Annotated in this window: 14 protein-coding genes; 11 read left to right on the plus strand and 3 right to left on the minus strand. The window is 54.8% G+C overall.

All coding sequences use genetic code 11. The features are described from left to right. Positions 1-31 precede the first annotated feature (31 nt). Positions 32-655, plus strand: a complete 624-nt coding sequence (locus tag FYZ48_RS00820) for an FMN-binding negative transcriptional regulator (protein WP_149336539.1) — start codon at positions 32-34, stop codon at positions 653-655. Here FYZ48_RS00820 and rny read toward each other — a convergent pair. Next, complete coding sequence (gene rny / locus FYZ48_RS00825) at positions 652-2199, minus strand: ribonuclease Y (protein WP_149336541.1); 1548 nt, start codon at positions 2197-2199, stop codon at positions 652-654. The two genes, FYZ48_RS00820 and rny, sit on opposite strands and share 4 nt — an antisense overlap. A gap of 1005 nt (positions 2200-3204) precedes the next feature. Here rny and tilS point away from each other — a divergent pair. The 6 genes from tilS to FYZ48_RS00855 all read left to right on the plus strand — a co-directional run bounded on the left by tilS (position 3205) and on the right by FYZ48_RS00855 (position 11025). Next, a complete protein-coding gene (gene tilS / locus FYZ48_RS00830) occupies positions 3205-4278 on the plus strand; it encodes a tRNA lysidine(34) synthetase TilS (RefSeq protein ID WP_149336543.1) in 1074 nt (357 codons plus the stop codon). Positions 4279-4561: 283 nt separating this feature from the next. Beyond that, positions 4562-6115, plus strand: a complete 1554-nt coding sequence (locus tag FYZ48_RS00835) for an MFS transporter (RefSeq protein WP_149336545.1) — start codon at positions 4562-4564, stop codon at positions 6113-6115. A gap of 286 nt (positions 6116-6401) precedes the next feature. After that, a complete protein-coding gene (locus FYZ48_RS00840; protein WP_149336547.1) occupies positions 6402-7631 on the plus strand; it encodes a threonine synthase in 1230 nt (409 codons plus the stop codon). A 38-nt stretch (positions 7632-7669) separates the two neighbouring features. Beyond that, positions 7670-8620: a hydroxyacid dehydrogenase gene (locus FYZ48_RS00845; RefSeq protein ID WP_149336549.1), complete on the plus strand. Its 951-nt coding sequence runs from the start codon at positions 7670-7672 to the stop codon at positions 8618-8620. 18 nt (positions 8621-8638) lie between these two features. Beyond that, positions 8639-10090 carry an MFS transporter gene (locus FYZ48_RS00850; protein ID WP_149336551.1) on the plus strand — a complete coding sequence of 484 codons (1452 nt, stop codon included), beginning with the start codon at positions 8639-8641 and terminating at the stop codon, positions 10088-10090. Positions 10091-10176: 86 nt separating this feature from the next. Continuing rightward, entirely contained in the window at positions 10177-11025 is an 849-nt protein-coding gene (locus FYZ48_RS00855; RefSeq protein ID WP_206752594.1) for a sulfite exporter TauE/SafE family protein, read from the plus strand. Here the strand turns inward: FYZ48_RS00855 and FYZ48_RS00860 are convergent. Next, entirely contained in the window at positions 10995-11693 is a 699-nt protein-coding gene (locus tag FYZ48_RS00860) for a TIGR04282 family arsenosugar biosynthesis glycosyltransferase (RefSeq protein ID WP_149336556.1), read from the minus strand. The genes FYZ48_RS00855 and FYZ48_RS00860 overlap by 31 nt on opposite strands. Continuing rightward, positions 11657-12400, minus strand: coding sequence for a TIGR04283 family arsenosugar biosynthesis glycosyltransferase (locus tag FYZ48_RS00865; protein ID WP_149336558.1), 744 nt, complete (start codon positions 12398-12400; stop codon positions 11657-11659). Before FYZ48_RS00865 ends, FYZ48_RS00860 begins: the two co-directional genes overlap by 37 nt. Positions 12401-12635: 235 nt before the next feature. Here FYZ48_RS00865 and FYZ48_RS00870 point away from each other — a divergent pair, with 235 nt between their 5' ends. The 4 genes from FYZ48_RS00870 (at position 12636) to FYZ48_RS00885 (ending at position 16645) form a co-directional block, all read left to right on the plus strand. After that, entirely contained in the window at positions 12636-13814 is a 1179-nt protein-coding gene (locus FYZ48_RS00870) for a methyltransferase domain-containing protein (protein ID WP_149336560.1), read from the plus strand. 62 nt (positions 13815-13876) lie between these two features. Then, complete coding sequence (gene arsS / locus FYZ48_RS00875; protein ID WP_149336562.1) at positions 13877-14923, plus strand: arsenosugar biosynthesis radical SAM (seleno)protein ArsS; 1047 nt, start codon at positions 13877-13879, stop codon at positions 14921-14923. Between the two features lie 472 nt (positions 14924-15395). Further along, a complete protein-coding gene (locus FYZ48_RS29130) occupies positions 15396-15671 on the plus strand; it encodes a hypothetical protein (RefSeq protein ID WP_187781811.1) in 276 nt (91 codons plus the stop codon). Positions 15672-15823: 152 nt separating this feature from the next. Continuing rightward, on the plus strand, positions 15824-16645 hold the full coding sequence (locus FYZ48_RS00885; RefSeq protein WP_149336564.1) for a purine-nucleoside phosphorylase: 822 nt from the start codon (positions 15824-15826) through the stop codon (positions 16643-16645). Positions 16646-16689 lie beyond the last annotated feature (44 nt).

Here is a 16689-nt window from a genome sequence, read left to right on the forward strand (position 1 = left end):
CCTGCTCTCTTCCCGAGGACCAGCTGATTCCATGTATGTCCCAGCCGCTTTTGCCGAAACCGACGTCAGCCGACTGCACCCGTTCATCGAGCAACACAGCTTCGCCACCCTGGTGAGCAATCAGGGAGAGGAGCCGTTTGCTTCCCACCTGCCTTTACTTTTGCAGCGTGAGGTGGGACAGAATGGGTGCCTGCTGGGGCACTTTGCCCGGGCGAACCCGCAGGCGGAAACTCCGGACAATCAGAGTGTGTTGGCCATCTTCCATGGGCCGCACGCTTACATCTCACCCACCTGGTATGCCTCCCAAAATACAGTCCCCACCTGGAACTATCAGGCGGTGCACGTATACGGTCGGTATTCCCGGATCACTGATGACGCGGAGCTGAAAGCGGTCATCGCAGAAACCGTGCGGTTTTATGAAGCCTCGCAGCCTGAGTCCTGGTCAATCGAGACTCCGGAAGCCGAGTTCACCGAGGGACTGCTCAAGGGAATCGTCGGCTTTCGGATTGAGATTGAACGCATCGAAGGCAAATTCAAACTGAGCCAGAACCATCCCGAAGAGCGGCGGCAGAAAGTGATCGATGCGTTAAAAAAACAGAGCAGCGACGACGCTCAGGCCATCGCTGCTCTGATGGAAGCAGATCTTACCGCTTAGCGGGCGTATTCAACCGTGCGTGCTTCGCGCATCACGGTCACCCGGATTTCGCCCGGGTAGGTCAGGGTTTCTTCAATCGCCTTGGCGATGTCTTTGCACATCTTGGCTGCTTCACGGTCGTTGACCTGATCGGAATCGACGATCACGCGAACTTCACGACCGGCCTGAATCGCATAGGTATGATCAACACCCGGGAAGCCGCAAACCAGCGTTTCCAGCTCTTCAAGGCGACGCACATATTTTTCCAGCGTATCACGGCGGGCCCCAGGACGCGAAGCAGAACAGGCGTCTGCTGCAGCAACCAGTACCGTGTAGATGTAATCGGGGCGGATGTCATCGTGATGACCGGCGGCGGCATGCACGACTTCCTGACATTCGCCGTACCGCTTCAGCAACTGGGCCCCGACGGCGGGGTGGCCCCCTTCCATTTCGTGGTCGGCTGCTTTACCTATGTCATGAAACAGACCACAGCGTCGGGCGAGTGTCCCGTCCAGGCCGAGCTGTTCTGCCATGATGCCGGTCAGAGCGGAAACTTCGATAGAGTGCCGCAACACATTCTGGCTGTAACTCGTACGGAAATGCAGACGGCCCAGCAGGTCGATCAGCTTGGGATGCACGCCGGAAATATTGACTTCCTGACAGGCATTCTGCCCCATGGTCTGGATGTATTCTTCGAGTTCCTTCTGCGTCTCTTCGACGACTTCCTCGATGCGGGCCGGATGGATGCGTCCGTCGTTGACCAGTTTCTGCAGGGACATTTTACCGATCTGCCGACGCACGTTATCGAAGGCCGAGACGACAACCACTCCGGGTGTATCGTCTACGATCACATCGACGCCGGTCGCTTTTTCGAAGGCGCGGATGTTACGACCTTCCCGACCAATGATCCGCCCTTTCATTTCCTCTTCGGGCAGTTCTACTGTGGAGACGGTGGTCTCAGCCACGTGTCCGGAGGCGAACCGTTGCACGGCCATGCCGATGGTTTCGCGGGCCAGCTTATCGCACGACTGCTTCAGTTCGTTCTGATACTTCAGGATCAGGGCACCGGTCTCACTCTTGAGATCGTTTTCCAGCCGGTCGAGCAGCATCTGGGATGCGGTTTCGCGATCCAGTCCACTGATTTTGAACAGCTCTTCCTGCTGCTTCTTCAGAGCCCGCTCCAGTTCCTGCTCGCGGGCTTCGACCGCTTTGGTACGGGAGGCCAGCTTGGACTGGGTAGCCTGAATCATAGATTCCTTTTTGAGGAAATCGGCCTGCTGATCTTCGAGCGCGTTCTCACGCTTGCTGAGCTTTTTCTCAACCGACCAGAGCTCTTCGCGCTGCTTGTTGACTTCTTCTTCCAGAGATTCGCGGCGTTTGAGCAGCTCTTCTTTGGCTTCCAGCTTCTGGCTTTTGAGCAGATTTTCGGCATCGAGTTCGGCCTGTTTCAGGATCTGCTGATAAGACTGATAGGCAGATCCACGGCGAATCCGGTCAATGAAATAACCGATGAAGGCCCCGACAATGAGCGCCAGAGTAGCTCCAATAGCGACTTCTGTAAACATATTCCAGGTGCTTCCTATGCGCCTTTGGTGAAAAGTCCCTTTCCTGCAGAATGCTATTTGGCGTTAACATTTAACAGAGACAATACCGTACAAATCCTTAATCTCCAGTCCTGGAGATCAGGCCGAAAGTGTACGATGCAGGTTGTCAGGAATTTCTCAGAATGACAGGAGCGTCCGGGAGTTTCTGATCGATCTAAAGATGTCTGAATAAAGATATGAAATTCAAATAACAGCTTTAACTCAGCAGTAGTCTGGAACTTGGTGAATTTGAACAACAAACAGATGGCCCGAGCAGGTGCCTGCTAACGCCGTCGAAAGTATCTCCGGTCTGTGCGCACCGGGACGGGTACTTTCGACCGTAATTCGATCCCCAGATAAGACAGAATTTGACGCACCCACTCCTGCTGCCCCGTCAGTTGTGTCTGAACATGTGCAGGGGAAGAGCTTTCTTCCGTCCAGGGAGAGGTTTTCCGTGAACGAATCAGCGTCGGCAATCGTTTCGCCACCTTTGTGAACAGAACATAAATTGCAAGGATTGTCTCATTGAGAATGCCAAACATTGTTGATTCTCCAATTCAACTGTACCTGATACTACTTTAGAAACTCGTACTGCACAGAGTTTGTTTTGACACAGCAGCTGAAGTTCAGTTTCCGTGTCGTAAACAGTTCTGTGACAATGCTCCCGATCAAGCCAGGAAATGCCGAAAGGAAACTTAAAAATAAAATACAATGAAACTATTATGAAAAGCTCACTCCAGAACATCCAGAAAAAAACAGGAAACATCGGCCGATTCCCAAAGTTCGTTCTTTCAGGAATCGAAGTGACGAATCTGTCTGTAACTCGAATGACAGAGGAAACTTCTCGCAAATTTCCCGATTCATGGTAACAAGAGATTTCCGGATGCGATAGTATATTGTGAGAAATATTGGTTCAATTTCCCATCTCGCTCTCATGCGTCAGACCTGCCTGCGTGTCTCCCGTCAGTGAAAGAAACGATTGCCCTTATGAATGAGTTTGTCTCAGCAGTGAATCGCGGCTGGCGCGCCTGCGAGCAGCGGATTGCAGCCGGGCAAACGCATTTACCAGACAAGAGTCCACCTGCAGTACAAGCCGAGAGAACCCTGGTTGCGGTCTCGGGTGGTGCAGACAGCGTCGCGCTGCTGCGCGCCCTGATGGAACTGGCCTCAAAGACAGAAAACGACTGCCGGCCCGGTTCCCTGGTCGTTGCCCACCTGAATCACGGCCTGAGGGGCACAGATTCCGATGCGGACGCGGACTGGCTGACAAAGACCTGCCGGGCATTGAATCTGCCTCTCGTATTGGAAAAACAGGAGCTGGCGTCGCAACAGACGGGGTCCTCAACGGGTCTGGAAGAACTGAGTCGCTCGGCCCGCTATGAATTTCTGATCCGGACAGCCCATGCAGAAGACTGCACGCGGATTGCAGTGGCGCACACGCGCGATGATCAGGCGGAAACCGTATTGCATCACATCATCCGCGGCACTGGAATCTCCGGTCTGAAAGGTATCCCCCGTGTTCGTTTACTGGCGGAAAACCTCTATCTCATACGTCCCTTACTGGATCTCGGTCGCGAAGACGTTGTGCATTATCTGCAGGAATGTAGCCAGGAATTTCGCACCGATGCGTCGAATACAGATCTGCGTTTTACCCGCAATCGCATTCGTCATCAATTACTCCCCTACCTGAAAACAGAGTTCAATCCCGCTGTCGTGCAGGCCTTACAACGGCTCTCTCAACAGGCAGAAGAAGTCACCGAAGTGATTTCAGCAGATGTGACACAGATTCTAAATCGTGCGACCCTCGATCAGAACCGGGAGACCTGGCGGCTGGACTGTGATCAACTGCTCGATACTCCCGATTATCTGGTCAAACAGTGCTTTCTCAAGATCTGGCAGGAGATGCACTGGTCGCGGAAGCGGATGGGCTTCGATCACTGGCAGCGACTGCTCGAACTGACGCGGGAAGGCCAGAAAATTCACCTGCCCGACCAGATTGAAGCGGAACGACGGGAACGTCTGCTGATTTTACGCAGGCTGCCTGACCGCACCGAGACTTAAGATTCAGGAATCTGACAAACATTCGCATTCCTGCATACGTATTGTGGAAATCTCAATCGGGGTTGGTTAGAATCTGGCGTTGCTGATCAACCTGCAACCAGCGTCCGCTCGAAACATTGCCTTTCCGGCAGCCGGTTGTGCTAAGTCGTTGTCGTGTGCTCAAGACCTTTCGAAGTATCCATTCCAGGTCAGCATCTTCCAGTTTCGCTTTGAAACGTTTGATACTTGAACCACACCTTGCACTTAATATTCTCGCCCTCAATCAAACAAAGAAGTCGCAACCATGAACAATAACAAGCCGCTGTTTATTGCGAGTTTTATGACACTCATTGCCGCCGGCGTCGGATTTGCCATCCGCGGCGGGATCCTCGCAGACTGGGGTGCCCAGTACGGATTCACCAAGTTCGACCTGGGAACGATCACCGGAGGCGGCCTGGTCGGTTTCGGTGTCGTGATTCTGCTGGCCAGTCTGATCACCGACAATGTCGGCTACAAACCGATCCTGCTGCTGGCGTTCATTCTGCACGTGCTGTCAGCCCTGGTCACCTTTGCGGCGACTCCCATCTTCAACAGCATGGGGAAAGACGCGACCTACTGGTGCCTCTATATCGGGATGTTCATGTTTGCGGTGGCGAACGGCTTGTGTGAAGCGGTCATCAATCCGCTGGTGGCGACACTTTATCCTCGACAGAAAACACACTATCTCAACATTCTGCACGCTGGCTGGCCGGGCGGGCTGATTATCGGCGGGATCATCGCTACGATCTACACGAGTATCAAAGGCAATGTTGCCGGAATGCGATGGGAAATTCCGATGGCGGTCTTTCTCGTGCCGACCCTGATCTACGGTTTCATTGTGATCAAGCAGAAGTTTCCGCAATCGGAAGCCAAGTCGGCTGGTGTCAGCTTTGGCCAGATGTTGATGACGTTTGCCAGCCCGCTGTTGTTGTTCCTGCTCCTGCTACATGCCTGTGTCGGTTATGTAGAACTGGGTACGGACAGCTGGATTGCCAACATCACAGAGTCTATCGTTACGGGACAGGGACTGTATCTGTTCATCTACGCTTCAGCGATCATGTTCGTCCTGCGTTTCTTCGCCGGTCCGATTGTGGAAAAAATCAATCCACTGGGTCTGCTCTTCATGAGTGCCTGCTTCGGTTCCATCGGTCTGTACATGATCGGTTCTTCACAGGGAGTCGTCTGGGTCTGGATCGCCGTGACTGTTTACGGCCTGGGTAAAACCTTCCTCTGGCCGACCATGCTGGGTGTGGTTGGCGAACTGTTCCCCAAAGGGGGCGCGATCACCATGGGCGCCATGGGAGGCATTGGTATGCTCTCAGCCGGTCTGCTGGGTGGTCCCGGCATCGGTTACAACCAGGATTACTATGCGACTGAAAAGCTCGAGGAAATCGCTCCTCAAACTTACGAACGCTACTCCGTTGCAGAAGCGAACGGCTTCCTGTTTCTCCCCAAGATCAAAGGTCTCGATGGTTCCAAGGTCAGTGTCTTGAACAATGATGGCCAGGATCTGGAGAAGAAAGTAGAACAGCTTGATAAAGAGGGGAAATCGGATGCATACATTTCCAACCTCAATACCTGGTGGCAGGGAGCGGAAGCGTTTGCCCCTGAAGATATCGGCCCGGTTGATGAAGCCGGCATTTATGGTGGCCGAATGGCACTGAAGTGTACGGCCCTGGTTCCGCTGGTCATGGCCATTGGTTACCTGATTCTGGTGCTCTACTTCTACATGAAGGGGGGCTACAAGGCAGAAGTTCTGCACGGTGAAGAACCGGACGGCGAACACTACACCGGTGGTGTTGAAGGTCCCGTCGAGTAAGGCTCTCCCGGTGACTTTTGAAGTTCACGAACGACCACTCTTTTGGGGTGGTCGTTCTTTTTTTTCGGATACAGGAAAGTGTCTCATGGCAGGATCGTCGGAGTGGAATCTGACTTCCTGCTCAGCCAGTGCTGTCAAGTGATCGCCAAAAAAACATTCAACAGTGCCGATGGGTTGACATTTTGACTGATAGCTGGATAACAGAACTATAAATACGCGTATTCCCCGCCTTGAAATCTAATACATCGTCTTACCGATTCTTCTTTCAAATAGCAGGTACGTTCCCATGCAAGACGCTTTCCCCGAGTCTCCCACGTTTGTCACCCACCTTGAATGTGGCATGGAGCATGATCACTACGAAGCCGACCAGTTGCACGGCCTGTCCAAAGCGGGCAAACCCCTGCTGGTGAAATACGATCTGGACGGCATCAAGCAGTCGGCCAGTAAAGAAGACCTGGCAGCCCGGCCGGCAACTCTCTGGCGGTATCGCGAATTCCTGCCGGTTCGCAAATCGGAAAACATTGTCAGCCTGGGCGAAATACATACACCCCTGATTCCCGTGCCGCGTCTGCAGGGCGGACAGGGGCAGGTCTGGATTAAAGACGAAGGTCGTCTGCCCACAGGTTCCTTCAAAGCCCGCGGTCTGTGCATGGCAGTCTCGATGGCCAAAGAACTGGGCGTCACCAAAGTCGCGATGCCCACCAACGGGAATGCAGGTGCCGCGCTGGCCGCCTATGGTACCCGGGCCGGCATGAAGTCTTACATCTTCTGCCCCGGTGATACCCCGGAAATCAATGTCCGTGAAATCGCCGCCCAGGGAGCGAATGTCTGGCGGGTGAATGGGCTGATCAACGACTGCGGAAAAATTGTGGGCGAAGGGAAAGAGAAAGTCGGCTGGTTCGACTTCTCCACACTCAAAGAACCCTACCGCATCGAAGGTAAAAAAACGATGGGCCTGGAACTGGCCGATCAGATGGGTTGGGAAGTCCCTGATGTCATCTTCTACCCGACTGGCGGTGGTACCGGTTTGATCGGCATGTGGAAAGCCTTTAATGAACTCAAACAGATGGGCTGGCTCACCGGTAAGCTGCCTCGCATGGTGGCCGTTCAGGCTTCCGGCTGTGCTCCAATGGTGAAAGCCTATGAAGCGGGTGAGGAACACGCCCCACTCTGGGAGAATGCCCATACAATCGCTGCAGGAATCCGGGTTCCCATCGCCGTGGGTGACTTCCTGATTCTGCGTGCAGTCCGGGAAAGCAACGGGTTTGCGACCGCCGTCGATGATGACAAAATCTCAGCTGCCCTCGATGAATGTTCGCAGAAGGAAGGTTTCCTGATGTGTCCCGAAGGGGCTGCGACCTATGCCGCCTACAAACAGGAACTGGCATCGGGGCGTGTCAGCCCGGATGAAAGTGCAGTCCTGTTTAACTGTGCGACTGGATTGAAATACCCACTGCCTCCCGCAGACCAGTCAATCGATATCAACGAGCCCGTTGACTACTCGATGTTTGACTAAAACCCAAGCCACGAACTGAGAGCAGCAGGAAGTAAGCCATGAGCAATGTGCTGGTGACCGAAAATATTCAAGGGGCATCCATGAACGATCTGATGAAAGATCTGGATGTCGAGTTTGACGCCTACCTCTGGCAGAACGTCAATCTGCTGAAGCAGAAGCTTGCAGATGCCCAGGCACTGATTGTCAGGAATCAGACGAAAGTCAACCAGGAACTGATTGATGCAGCTCCCAACCTGAAAATTATTGCCCGCGCAGGAGCCGGTCTGGACAACGTCGATACCGCTTACGCGAAAGAGAAAGGCATCGTCGTCAGTTACACGCCCGATGCGAACTCACTCTCTGTCGCAGAGTTGACGCTGGGACTGATGCTGGCCCTGCTCCGCAAGATTCCCGAAGCACGACAGGATACACTGACCGGCGGCTGGAACCGCGTTAAATTCACCGGCACCGAACTGAACGGCAAAACACTGGGCCTGATTGGCATGGGACGGATCGGTACACTGACCGCAACCCGGGCCCGGGCCTTCGGTATGAACATCATCGCCGCAGACCCGTATCTTGCTGCCGACGCACCGCATTTGAAAGAGCTTAACGGCAAACTGGTTTCACTCGATGATCTGCTGGCACAGGCAGATGTGATTACCTGTCACAGCCCGCTGACACCGGACACGCGCGGGATGCTGACCTATCAGCATTTCAGCAAAATGAAACCGACGGCCTGTTTCATCAACACCTCGCGGGGAGAAGTCGTCGACGAACGGGGGCTGACCCAGGCGTTGCTGGAACATAAGCTGGCCGGTGCTGCCCTGGACGTGCGGGAAGTCGAACCTCCACACCAGAGCGCCCTGAATCAACTGGAGAACGTGATCCTAACACCGCATATCGCCGCCTTTACCCTGGAAGCTCAGGAGCGAGTGGTAGACGCGGTCTGCGAAGACGTCCGACTCGTACTGAGCGGCAAACCGGCCGTCAATGTTTTTCAATCTTAAACTGAGAGCACCAGCCTGATGCAAGACGAACTCAAAGAAGAAAAATGGTATCACGGCATTTCCCGTTACCAGTGGCTCGTGTTGATTATTGCTTCGCTGGGCTGGGTCTTCGATGTGTTCGAAGGCCAGATCTTCGTCGCCAGCATGAACGAGGCAATGCCTTCACTGATCCGGGTTGAGCCGCTGAGTGAGGAGGAACTCCAGAATCCCCAGAAAGTAGAGGCACACGAGAAAGAGATCTCGGGACGCAAGGCACTCTATAACAATATCGCGCTCGGCGCCTTCCTGATCGGTGGTGCGCTGGGGGGGATTGCCTTTGGTGCCTTGAGCGACCGCATCGGCCGCAAAAAAACAATGTCGCTGACGATTCTGTTCTATTCGTTCTTTACCTGTCTCTCGGCGTTGTCACAGGAATGGTGGCAGTTGGCCGGGTTCCGCTTTCTCGTGGCCCTCGGTGTGGGGGGCGAATGGGCGGTGGCGAGTACCCTGGTAGCGGAATCTTTCCCGCCGAAAGCACGAGCCCGCGTGGGGAGTATCTTCCACGCTTCCAGTGTGCTGGGAACTTACCTCGCGATTCTGGCGGGGGCGTTCATTATTGGTAACGAGCGCATCTTGGAGTATGCCAAAGAAGCCGGCATGCCCAGCATGCCCTGGCGTGTGGGCTTCGCATTAGGCGTGATCCCCTCGTTTCTGATCATCTGGATCCGACGTTCGATGCACGAGCCGGAATCCTGGCAACAGGCCCAGGAGGCTTCGCACGACGGTGAAGGCAAGAAGCTGGGCTCCATCATGGACCTGATGTTACCCGAGTATGTTAAGGGGACCTGCATCGGCGTGCTGCTGGCCGCGATCGGGCTGGCCACGTTCTGGGGTGTGCACATCTATGGAAAGAATGCATTTTTGAATGCCGTTCAGGCGGACTACCTCGCCGAACAGTTCCCCGGACAGGCTGAAATCTCTCCCGATGAAAGCAAGGCATACCTGGAAACGATCAAGGCGCCCCTCAAACGCTGGGAGATGCTGGGAATGTTCCTGGCGACGACGGGCGGTGGACTGGGGCTGCTGGCATTCGGTCCGATCTGCGAATGGGTCGGACGCCGGGGGGCATTTTTCCTGTTTCACGTTGGCGGGCTGATCAGTTCCTTACTGCTGTTCCAGGTATTTCATAATGCGACCGTGATCGGCTGCTTCCTGCCTGTGTTTGGTTTTCTGACACTCGGCATGCACGCCGGTTATGCGATATACTTCCCCGAACTTTATCCCACCCGTATGCGGGGCACTGGTACCGGCTTCTGCTTTAATGCCGGTCGTATCCTGGCAGCACCGATCCTGTTCATCGGGGGCTGGATGCAGAAGGACTGGGGCTATTCACTGGCACAGACAGCAACAATTCTGAGCATGCTGTACATCGTCGGTGCAATTCTGCCCTACTTTGCCCGTGAAACCAAAGGCAGCGAGCTGATGGAATAGTTCTGTCTGCTCCCTGCCTGCGCTCACTCTTGCCTGACAGAGCCATGCTGGCGGCATGGCTCATTATTACGTAGCTAAATCTAATGATGTTTTCTGATCCACAGTTGTGGTTATTCGTCCTCGCTGCTGTTTTCTGTTCTGCATTGATCCAGGGAATTATTGGCTTCGGTTATGCCATCGTGGCGATGGCGGTGCTGCCTCTGTTACTCAACTTTCGCGAAGCCAACCTGATCGTGGCTTACAGCATTGTGCTGCCGGTAATCTGGACGTTCTGGGCTTACCGCAGGCATTCGAACCTGAAACTGCTGGCGGGAGCCATCATCGGTTCGCTGGTGGGACTCCCCCTGGGGCTGCTGACATTCACCCTGATCGATCTGGATTACCTGGTACGGGGCACCGGGCTGGTGATCCTGCTGATCGTGGTCGACGGCTTCTTTCAAAAGCCAGTGCATGTTGACGAAGGGCCGCAGAAAGCCTCTTCGGTGTGGAGCACATTCGCCGGGTTTTGCAGCGGTTTCCTGGCGGGATCGACGAGTATCGCGGGGCCGCCGATTGTGATCTATGCGATTCGCCAGCCCTGGACGCAGGAACAATACAAGGGATTCATCTTCGGCTTCTTCATCATGATTTCGATTTCGCGGGCCATCGGTCTGGCTCTGATGGGCTTCGCCACACTCCCCGTGCTGGTGACGACCGCGGTGATTGTTCCCTTTGTCTTTCTGGGTACCAAACTGGGCCTGATGCTGGGCCCCAAAATCAATCCGGTATTGTTTAAACGATGCCTGCTCTTACTGCTGGCGGTCAGTTCGCTGTATATGCTGATCCAGGGCAAGCCGGCGGTTCCTACAGAAGATGAACCTCCGATGGTGGAAATCATCGAACCGGGCGATGGCCAACCGAAGATTCAGACCTTCCCGGAAAAATCGTCCCCCTGAAGCCACTCCAGCAGCTGCTGCTGGGCAGGCAACCGGGTTTCCAGCTGCAGCAGTTCCTGAATGAGTGCAGGCAGGTCTGTAATCGTATCCACATCGGTCAATTGGGGCAGCTGATGCACGGCTCCCCAAGATTGCAGCCGTTCACAAAGAACTGACGAGGTCTCGCTTACGCTGTAAGGCACACTGTTCCAGAGTTGTTCGTCCAGGCAGACCCGCGTCCCAAACAGATAGAAGCCCCCATCTGCGGCGGGTCCCAGGACGAAACGGGGAGGTGCTGCAGGCTGATCGAGGATCCCAATTGCTTCCAGCAGGATCTCACATGACAATTGCGGCGCATCTGCACCGAGAAAAATCACGAACGCGTGCTGTTCCAGCAAGCGTTGATTGACGTGGGCCAGTCGATCTCCCAGTCCCCCTGCTCCCTGAGGGATCGTTGTGAAATCGTGCCAGAGGGGCGCGTCGCAAGCCGTCGGTTCTGCGACTGCCCAGTAGGGAACGACCTGTCTCTCCTCTGAGACTGCTGCTACCACTGCCTGCACCGCCCGGGCGGAACGTGTATGGAACTGCTCGGCTGACTGCTGTCCGATGTCGGCCGCCAGTCTCGTTTTTAACGGGGAATAACCCGGGGTCTTTACAAAGACGGCGATTGCGCCTTGCCGTGAAACCATGCTCGAATCCGTGCTTTCATCAGTAAAAAGAATTGGGGTGTCGCCTGGCAGGCCGTGAGCCAGAGGTGCTGGAGTGTGACCTTGAGCCAGCCCCGCTCCCGATATTTACGGGCGCTCGTGGCAATGTCTGCCCCCGTGCATTTCAGTCGCAGTCCCGCCTGACGGGCTTTCCAGACCAATAGATGATCTTCGCCGTAAGCCGCTGATTCGTCAAACCCGCCCAGCGAATGAAAGGCTTCCTTCTCCAGGCAGAGCCCCTGATCTCCAAAGGGCATTCCCAGAAGATGCGAGCGAAACCAGACGCCCCAGCGATTGACGTGCATCAGAAAAAAACTCTGAGCTTCAAACCGCAGATTAAAATAATGCACTGCTGCTGGGTCCGTTTGCAGGGACTCGATCAGTCTGGAAACGCTGTGTGCAGGCAGACGCGAATCGGCGTGCAGAAACAAAATAAAATGCTGCTGGGCCAGCACGGCTCCCTCGTTCATCTGCACTGCCCGACCGATTGCTGTCTGCTGCCAGCGACATTGCTTCCGGAGTGGGGATGCCTGCAGCAGCGTCTTCCAGTCAGCGGGCGGAGGCCCATTTGAGACAAACAGAAACTCGGTTGACTCCGAAAACGCACTCAAATCGGGCAGCAGGTCACGCCAGGATGCATCCCCCTGGAGGATCGGGATCACGACGGAAAGCGCTGCTGCAGAATCCATGGTGCGGAAGGAACTCTTTTTTGAAGAGGGAATCGGAAAATGTGAGGTGCTTCACAGCCTGGAACGTCATCATAGTCCATGCTGGAAACATCCAGAAGTCGCCTGTTGAGGGGAAAGGGAATGTTTATCGATTTCCCGCCGTCGATTATACTGTAGGAGCCTGAGAAACAGGTACACCCCCTGATTGGAACTTCCTCTCGCTGTTTCGGCGAACCGGAAAGGAAAACGCAACGCTATGAACTCAGTCAATACGCGACAGCAGTCGACCGAAGAGGCCTCGGTTTACAATCGCTATGCCAGTGCGGCACACGAACGCGAACAGTCACTCTGCTGCCCGGTACAATACAACCCCGCCTATCTGTCGATCATCCCGGAAGAAATTCTCGAAAAAGATTACGGCTGCGGAGATCCGTCACCCTACATTTCCCCGGGAGACACGGTCCTCGACCTGGGATCGGGGGGCGGCAAGATCTGTTATATCGCTTCCCAGATTGTCGGCCCGGAGGGACGGGTGATCGGCGTGGACTGCAATGCAGAAATGCTGGCGCTGGCGCGAAAGTATCAGCAGCCGGTTGCTGAAGAACTGGGATATGCGAACGTGGAATTTCGCTGTGGCCTGATTCAGGATCTGCAGCTGGACCTCGACCTGCTTAACCAGGAACTGGCCCACAGCCCGATCGACAGTCAGGCACGCTGGCTGGAACTGCGTGATCTGGAACAGCGACTGCGCAGTGAATCGCCCCTGATCGCGGACGAGAGCGTCGACTGCGTCGTCTCCAACTGCGTGTTGAACCTGGTGCGGGAAGCGGACCGGGCTCAGTTGCTGCAGGAAGTCTTTCGGGTATTGAAGCGGGGCGGTAAAGCGGTGATCAGCGATATCGTCTGCGATGAAGATGTGCCCCAGGAGATGCGCGATGATCCGACGCTCTGGTCGGGTTGCATCTCGGGCGCGTTTCGGGAAGATGCGTTCCTGGCGGCCTTCGAAGCGGCCGGCTTCCACGGGATGGAAATTCTCAAACGCGAAGAGCAGCCCTGGCAAACCGTTAACGGGATTGAGTTCCGTTCGGTCACCGTCTCCGCTTACAAGGGGAAACAGGGGCCCTGTCTGGAGCGCAATCAAGCTTTGATTTATCGCGGTCCGTTCAAAAAAGTGGAAGACGACGACGGTCACCTCTACTTCCGCGGGCAGCGGATCGCGGTCTGCGATAAAACATTCAACCTGCTGCAGCAGGCCCCCTATGCGGGACAGTTCCTCCCGGTGGAACCTTACCAGGATATTCCACTGGAACAGGCGACCGAGATGGACTGTCGCCGGAATGCGATTCGGGATCCCCGGGAAACCAAAGGCAAGGGTTTTGATCTGACCACCCAGATTCTGGACTCCTGCTGTACCCCGGACGGTGGCTGCTGCTGACCTGATGACTTGCTCCTCGGAAGATATAACCTAGAGACGAAAACGGAAGATCGGGAACGTTTATGCCTTCACTCACCCTGCTGCGACAACAGAGCAAACTGGCTGATCCACGCGAGCAGTTAAAGATTCTCGCTGCTCAGGACCAGGTGCCGACGTTTGATGCGCAGCTTGAAACGCATCAACTCCCGCTGCTGCAGGCCCAGACACTGGAAACGCTGCAGGTCAACCTCGGACGATTGTGCAACATGACGTGCGAGCACTGCCATGTGGACGCCGGTCCGGACCGCAGGGAGATTATGCAGATTGAGAACGTCGAGCACTGTCTACGCGCCCTGGCACATCCCGGCTTCCAGACCCTGGATCTGACGGGGGGCGCTCCGGAGATGAATCCCCATTTTCGGCTGATGGTCAGACGTGGTCGCGAGATGGGCAAACGGATCATCGATCGCTGCAATCTGACCATTCTGCTCGCTCCGGGCTATCGGGATCTCCCGGAATTCCTGGCGGAGCACGAAGTCGAGATTGTCGCCTCCCTGCCCTGCTACCTGGAAGAGAATACTGATGCCCAGCGGGGCGATGGTGCGTTTCAGAAATCGATCCAGGCCCTGAAACAACTCAATGAAGTGGGTTATGGGGCTCCCGAATCCCCCCTGAAACTTACGCTGGTCTATAACCCGGTCGGACACTCCCTGCCCCCCGATCAGGGACAGCTCGAATCCGCCTACCGGGAGCAACTGCGTTCGCGGTTTGGCATCGAGTTTACGAACCTGATTACGATCACCAACATGCCCATCAGCCGTTATTTAAGCGAACTGGTTGCGCAGGAGCGACTGGAAGAGTATATGTCGCGGCTGGTCCAGGCATTTAACCCGGAGACCGTCCCGGGGGTCATGTGCCGCTCGCTGATCTCGGTCGACTGGGAGGGGTATCTCTACGACTGTGATTTCAACCAGATGCTCGCGCTTCCCGTCTCACCGCCCCGACAGAGACATATCCGAGATTTTGATTATGGATCTCTGGAGGATCGCCCCATCGTGACTCAGCGGCACTGTTTTGGCTGTACAGCCGGGGCGGGATCGAGCTGTGGCGGGGCTCTGAATCCGGGCTGAAACGGGGTTCCTCAAGACCTCCCCCGACCAGGTTTGACTGGCGAAATTATGCCTGGAGACGGGTATGAAATTCCTTTGAAGATTCGATGAATCCAGGCTCCGCTGACTAAGGGGCATCTCTTCCCGCTATTCATCTTATCACTACAGATTCCCCGCCCGGAAACTGGCAGTATCCGGCCCATTTTTTTTGCTCTGATGGTGCAAATCGACGATTTTTTCCTCATGTGATTCCACCGCTCAGACGGAAATAGTTCTATATATTTTCAGTTCATTTTTTTCGCACTTGACAAAGCAAAATAAATAAAATAAAGGGAATAATTGCGGCTGGCAGATTTCGTAGAATCCCTGCTGGATCAGCACTTCCGTGTGTTGACTTGCCTCCTTTGGGGGTAACTCACAACGGACCCCCAACCGTTAAATAATCGTTTAGAGACCTGGAAAGCACATACAACGAAATCACGAGGATGTAACTGTGTTATTAGCTGATTCCCTTCATACCGAATCCACTGAAGAGCTTGAAACGTTCTCGGATAAGCTCCCCATCGTTTTCTTTTCGCTAGACGATGATGAAGAAAACATTGGCTTTGATGACCTCGAAGATATCGACGACGATGAATTCGATGACGATGATGAATTCGACGACGACGATGAAGAAGAGGACGACGACTTCGATGATGAAGAAGACGATGATTTCGAAGACGACGACTTCGAAGACGATGATTTCGATGATGACGACGATATGTTCTAAGTCGTTTCTGAATCAGCTGGGAGGCTCGTGGTTGCTCCGCGAGCCTGGCTCTGCTACCTTCCAGAGAGCGGCACGCATTTGACTCTTCTATCAGCCTGCGAGTTTCGTCGCTTCAATCGGCCTCCTCAAGACCTTCACCGAAAGAACATGACATGCAGGGATTGGTTGAACAAGTCAACGATGCCATCGAATTTCTCAATACCCGGATCAATCAAAAACCACGCATCGGTCTGATTCTGGGTACCGGCCTGGGCGACTTCACCAAACAGATCGAACAGGACGTCACCATTCCTTACCAGGAAATCCCACACTTCCCGCGTTCGACAGTTGAATCGCATGCCGGGCAGCTGGTGTTTGGAAGCCTGGATGGAAAACCGCTGGTAGCGATGGAAGGCCGCTTTCATTTCTATGAAGGCTACTCGATGAAGGAAGTCACCTTCCCGGTCCGCGTGATGCAGGCTCTGGGAGTGGACACACTGATCGTGACCAACGCGTCCGGCGGAATGAATCCTCAGTACCGGCTGGCTGACATCATGATCATCGAAGATCAGATCAACCTGATGGGTGACAATCCTCTAAGAGGCGTGAACGATGACCGGCTGGGCATTCGCTTTCCGGACATGTCTGCGCCGTACGATCAGGAATTGATCAAGGTCGCCGAGCAGGCGGCACTGGAACTGCAGATCCGTACGCAAACCGGTGTTTTTGTGGCGGTCGCAGGGCCGAACCTGGAAACGCGGGCTGAATACCGGATGTTGCGGTTAATGGGAGCGGACTGTGTGGGCATGTCAACGGTGCCAGAATGCATTGTGGCCAATCACGCCTCGATGCGGGTGCTGGGATTGTCCGTTGTGACAGACCTGTGTCTGCCCGATGCCCTGGAGCCGGTCGACATCAGCAAGATTCTGGCTGTGGCTGCCGAGGGTGGCGCGAAACTCGCCCGACTGATCCCACGGATTATCGAACAGATCTAGACTGACGCGAAGCGTCTGACCTGCATCTGATCGCCCGGTAAAGT

Source organism: Gimesia chilikensis (genome assembly GCF_008329715.1).
Classification (GTDB): Bacteria; Planctomycetota; Planctomycetia; order Planctomycetales; family Planctomycetaceae; genus Gimesia; species Gimesia chilikensis.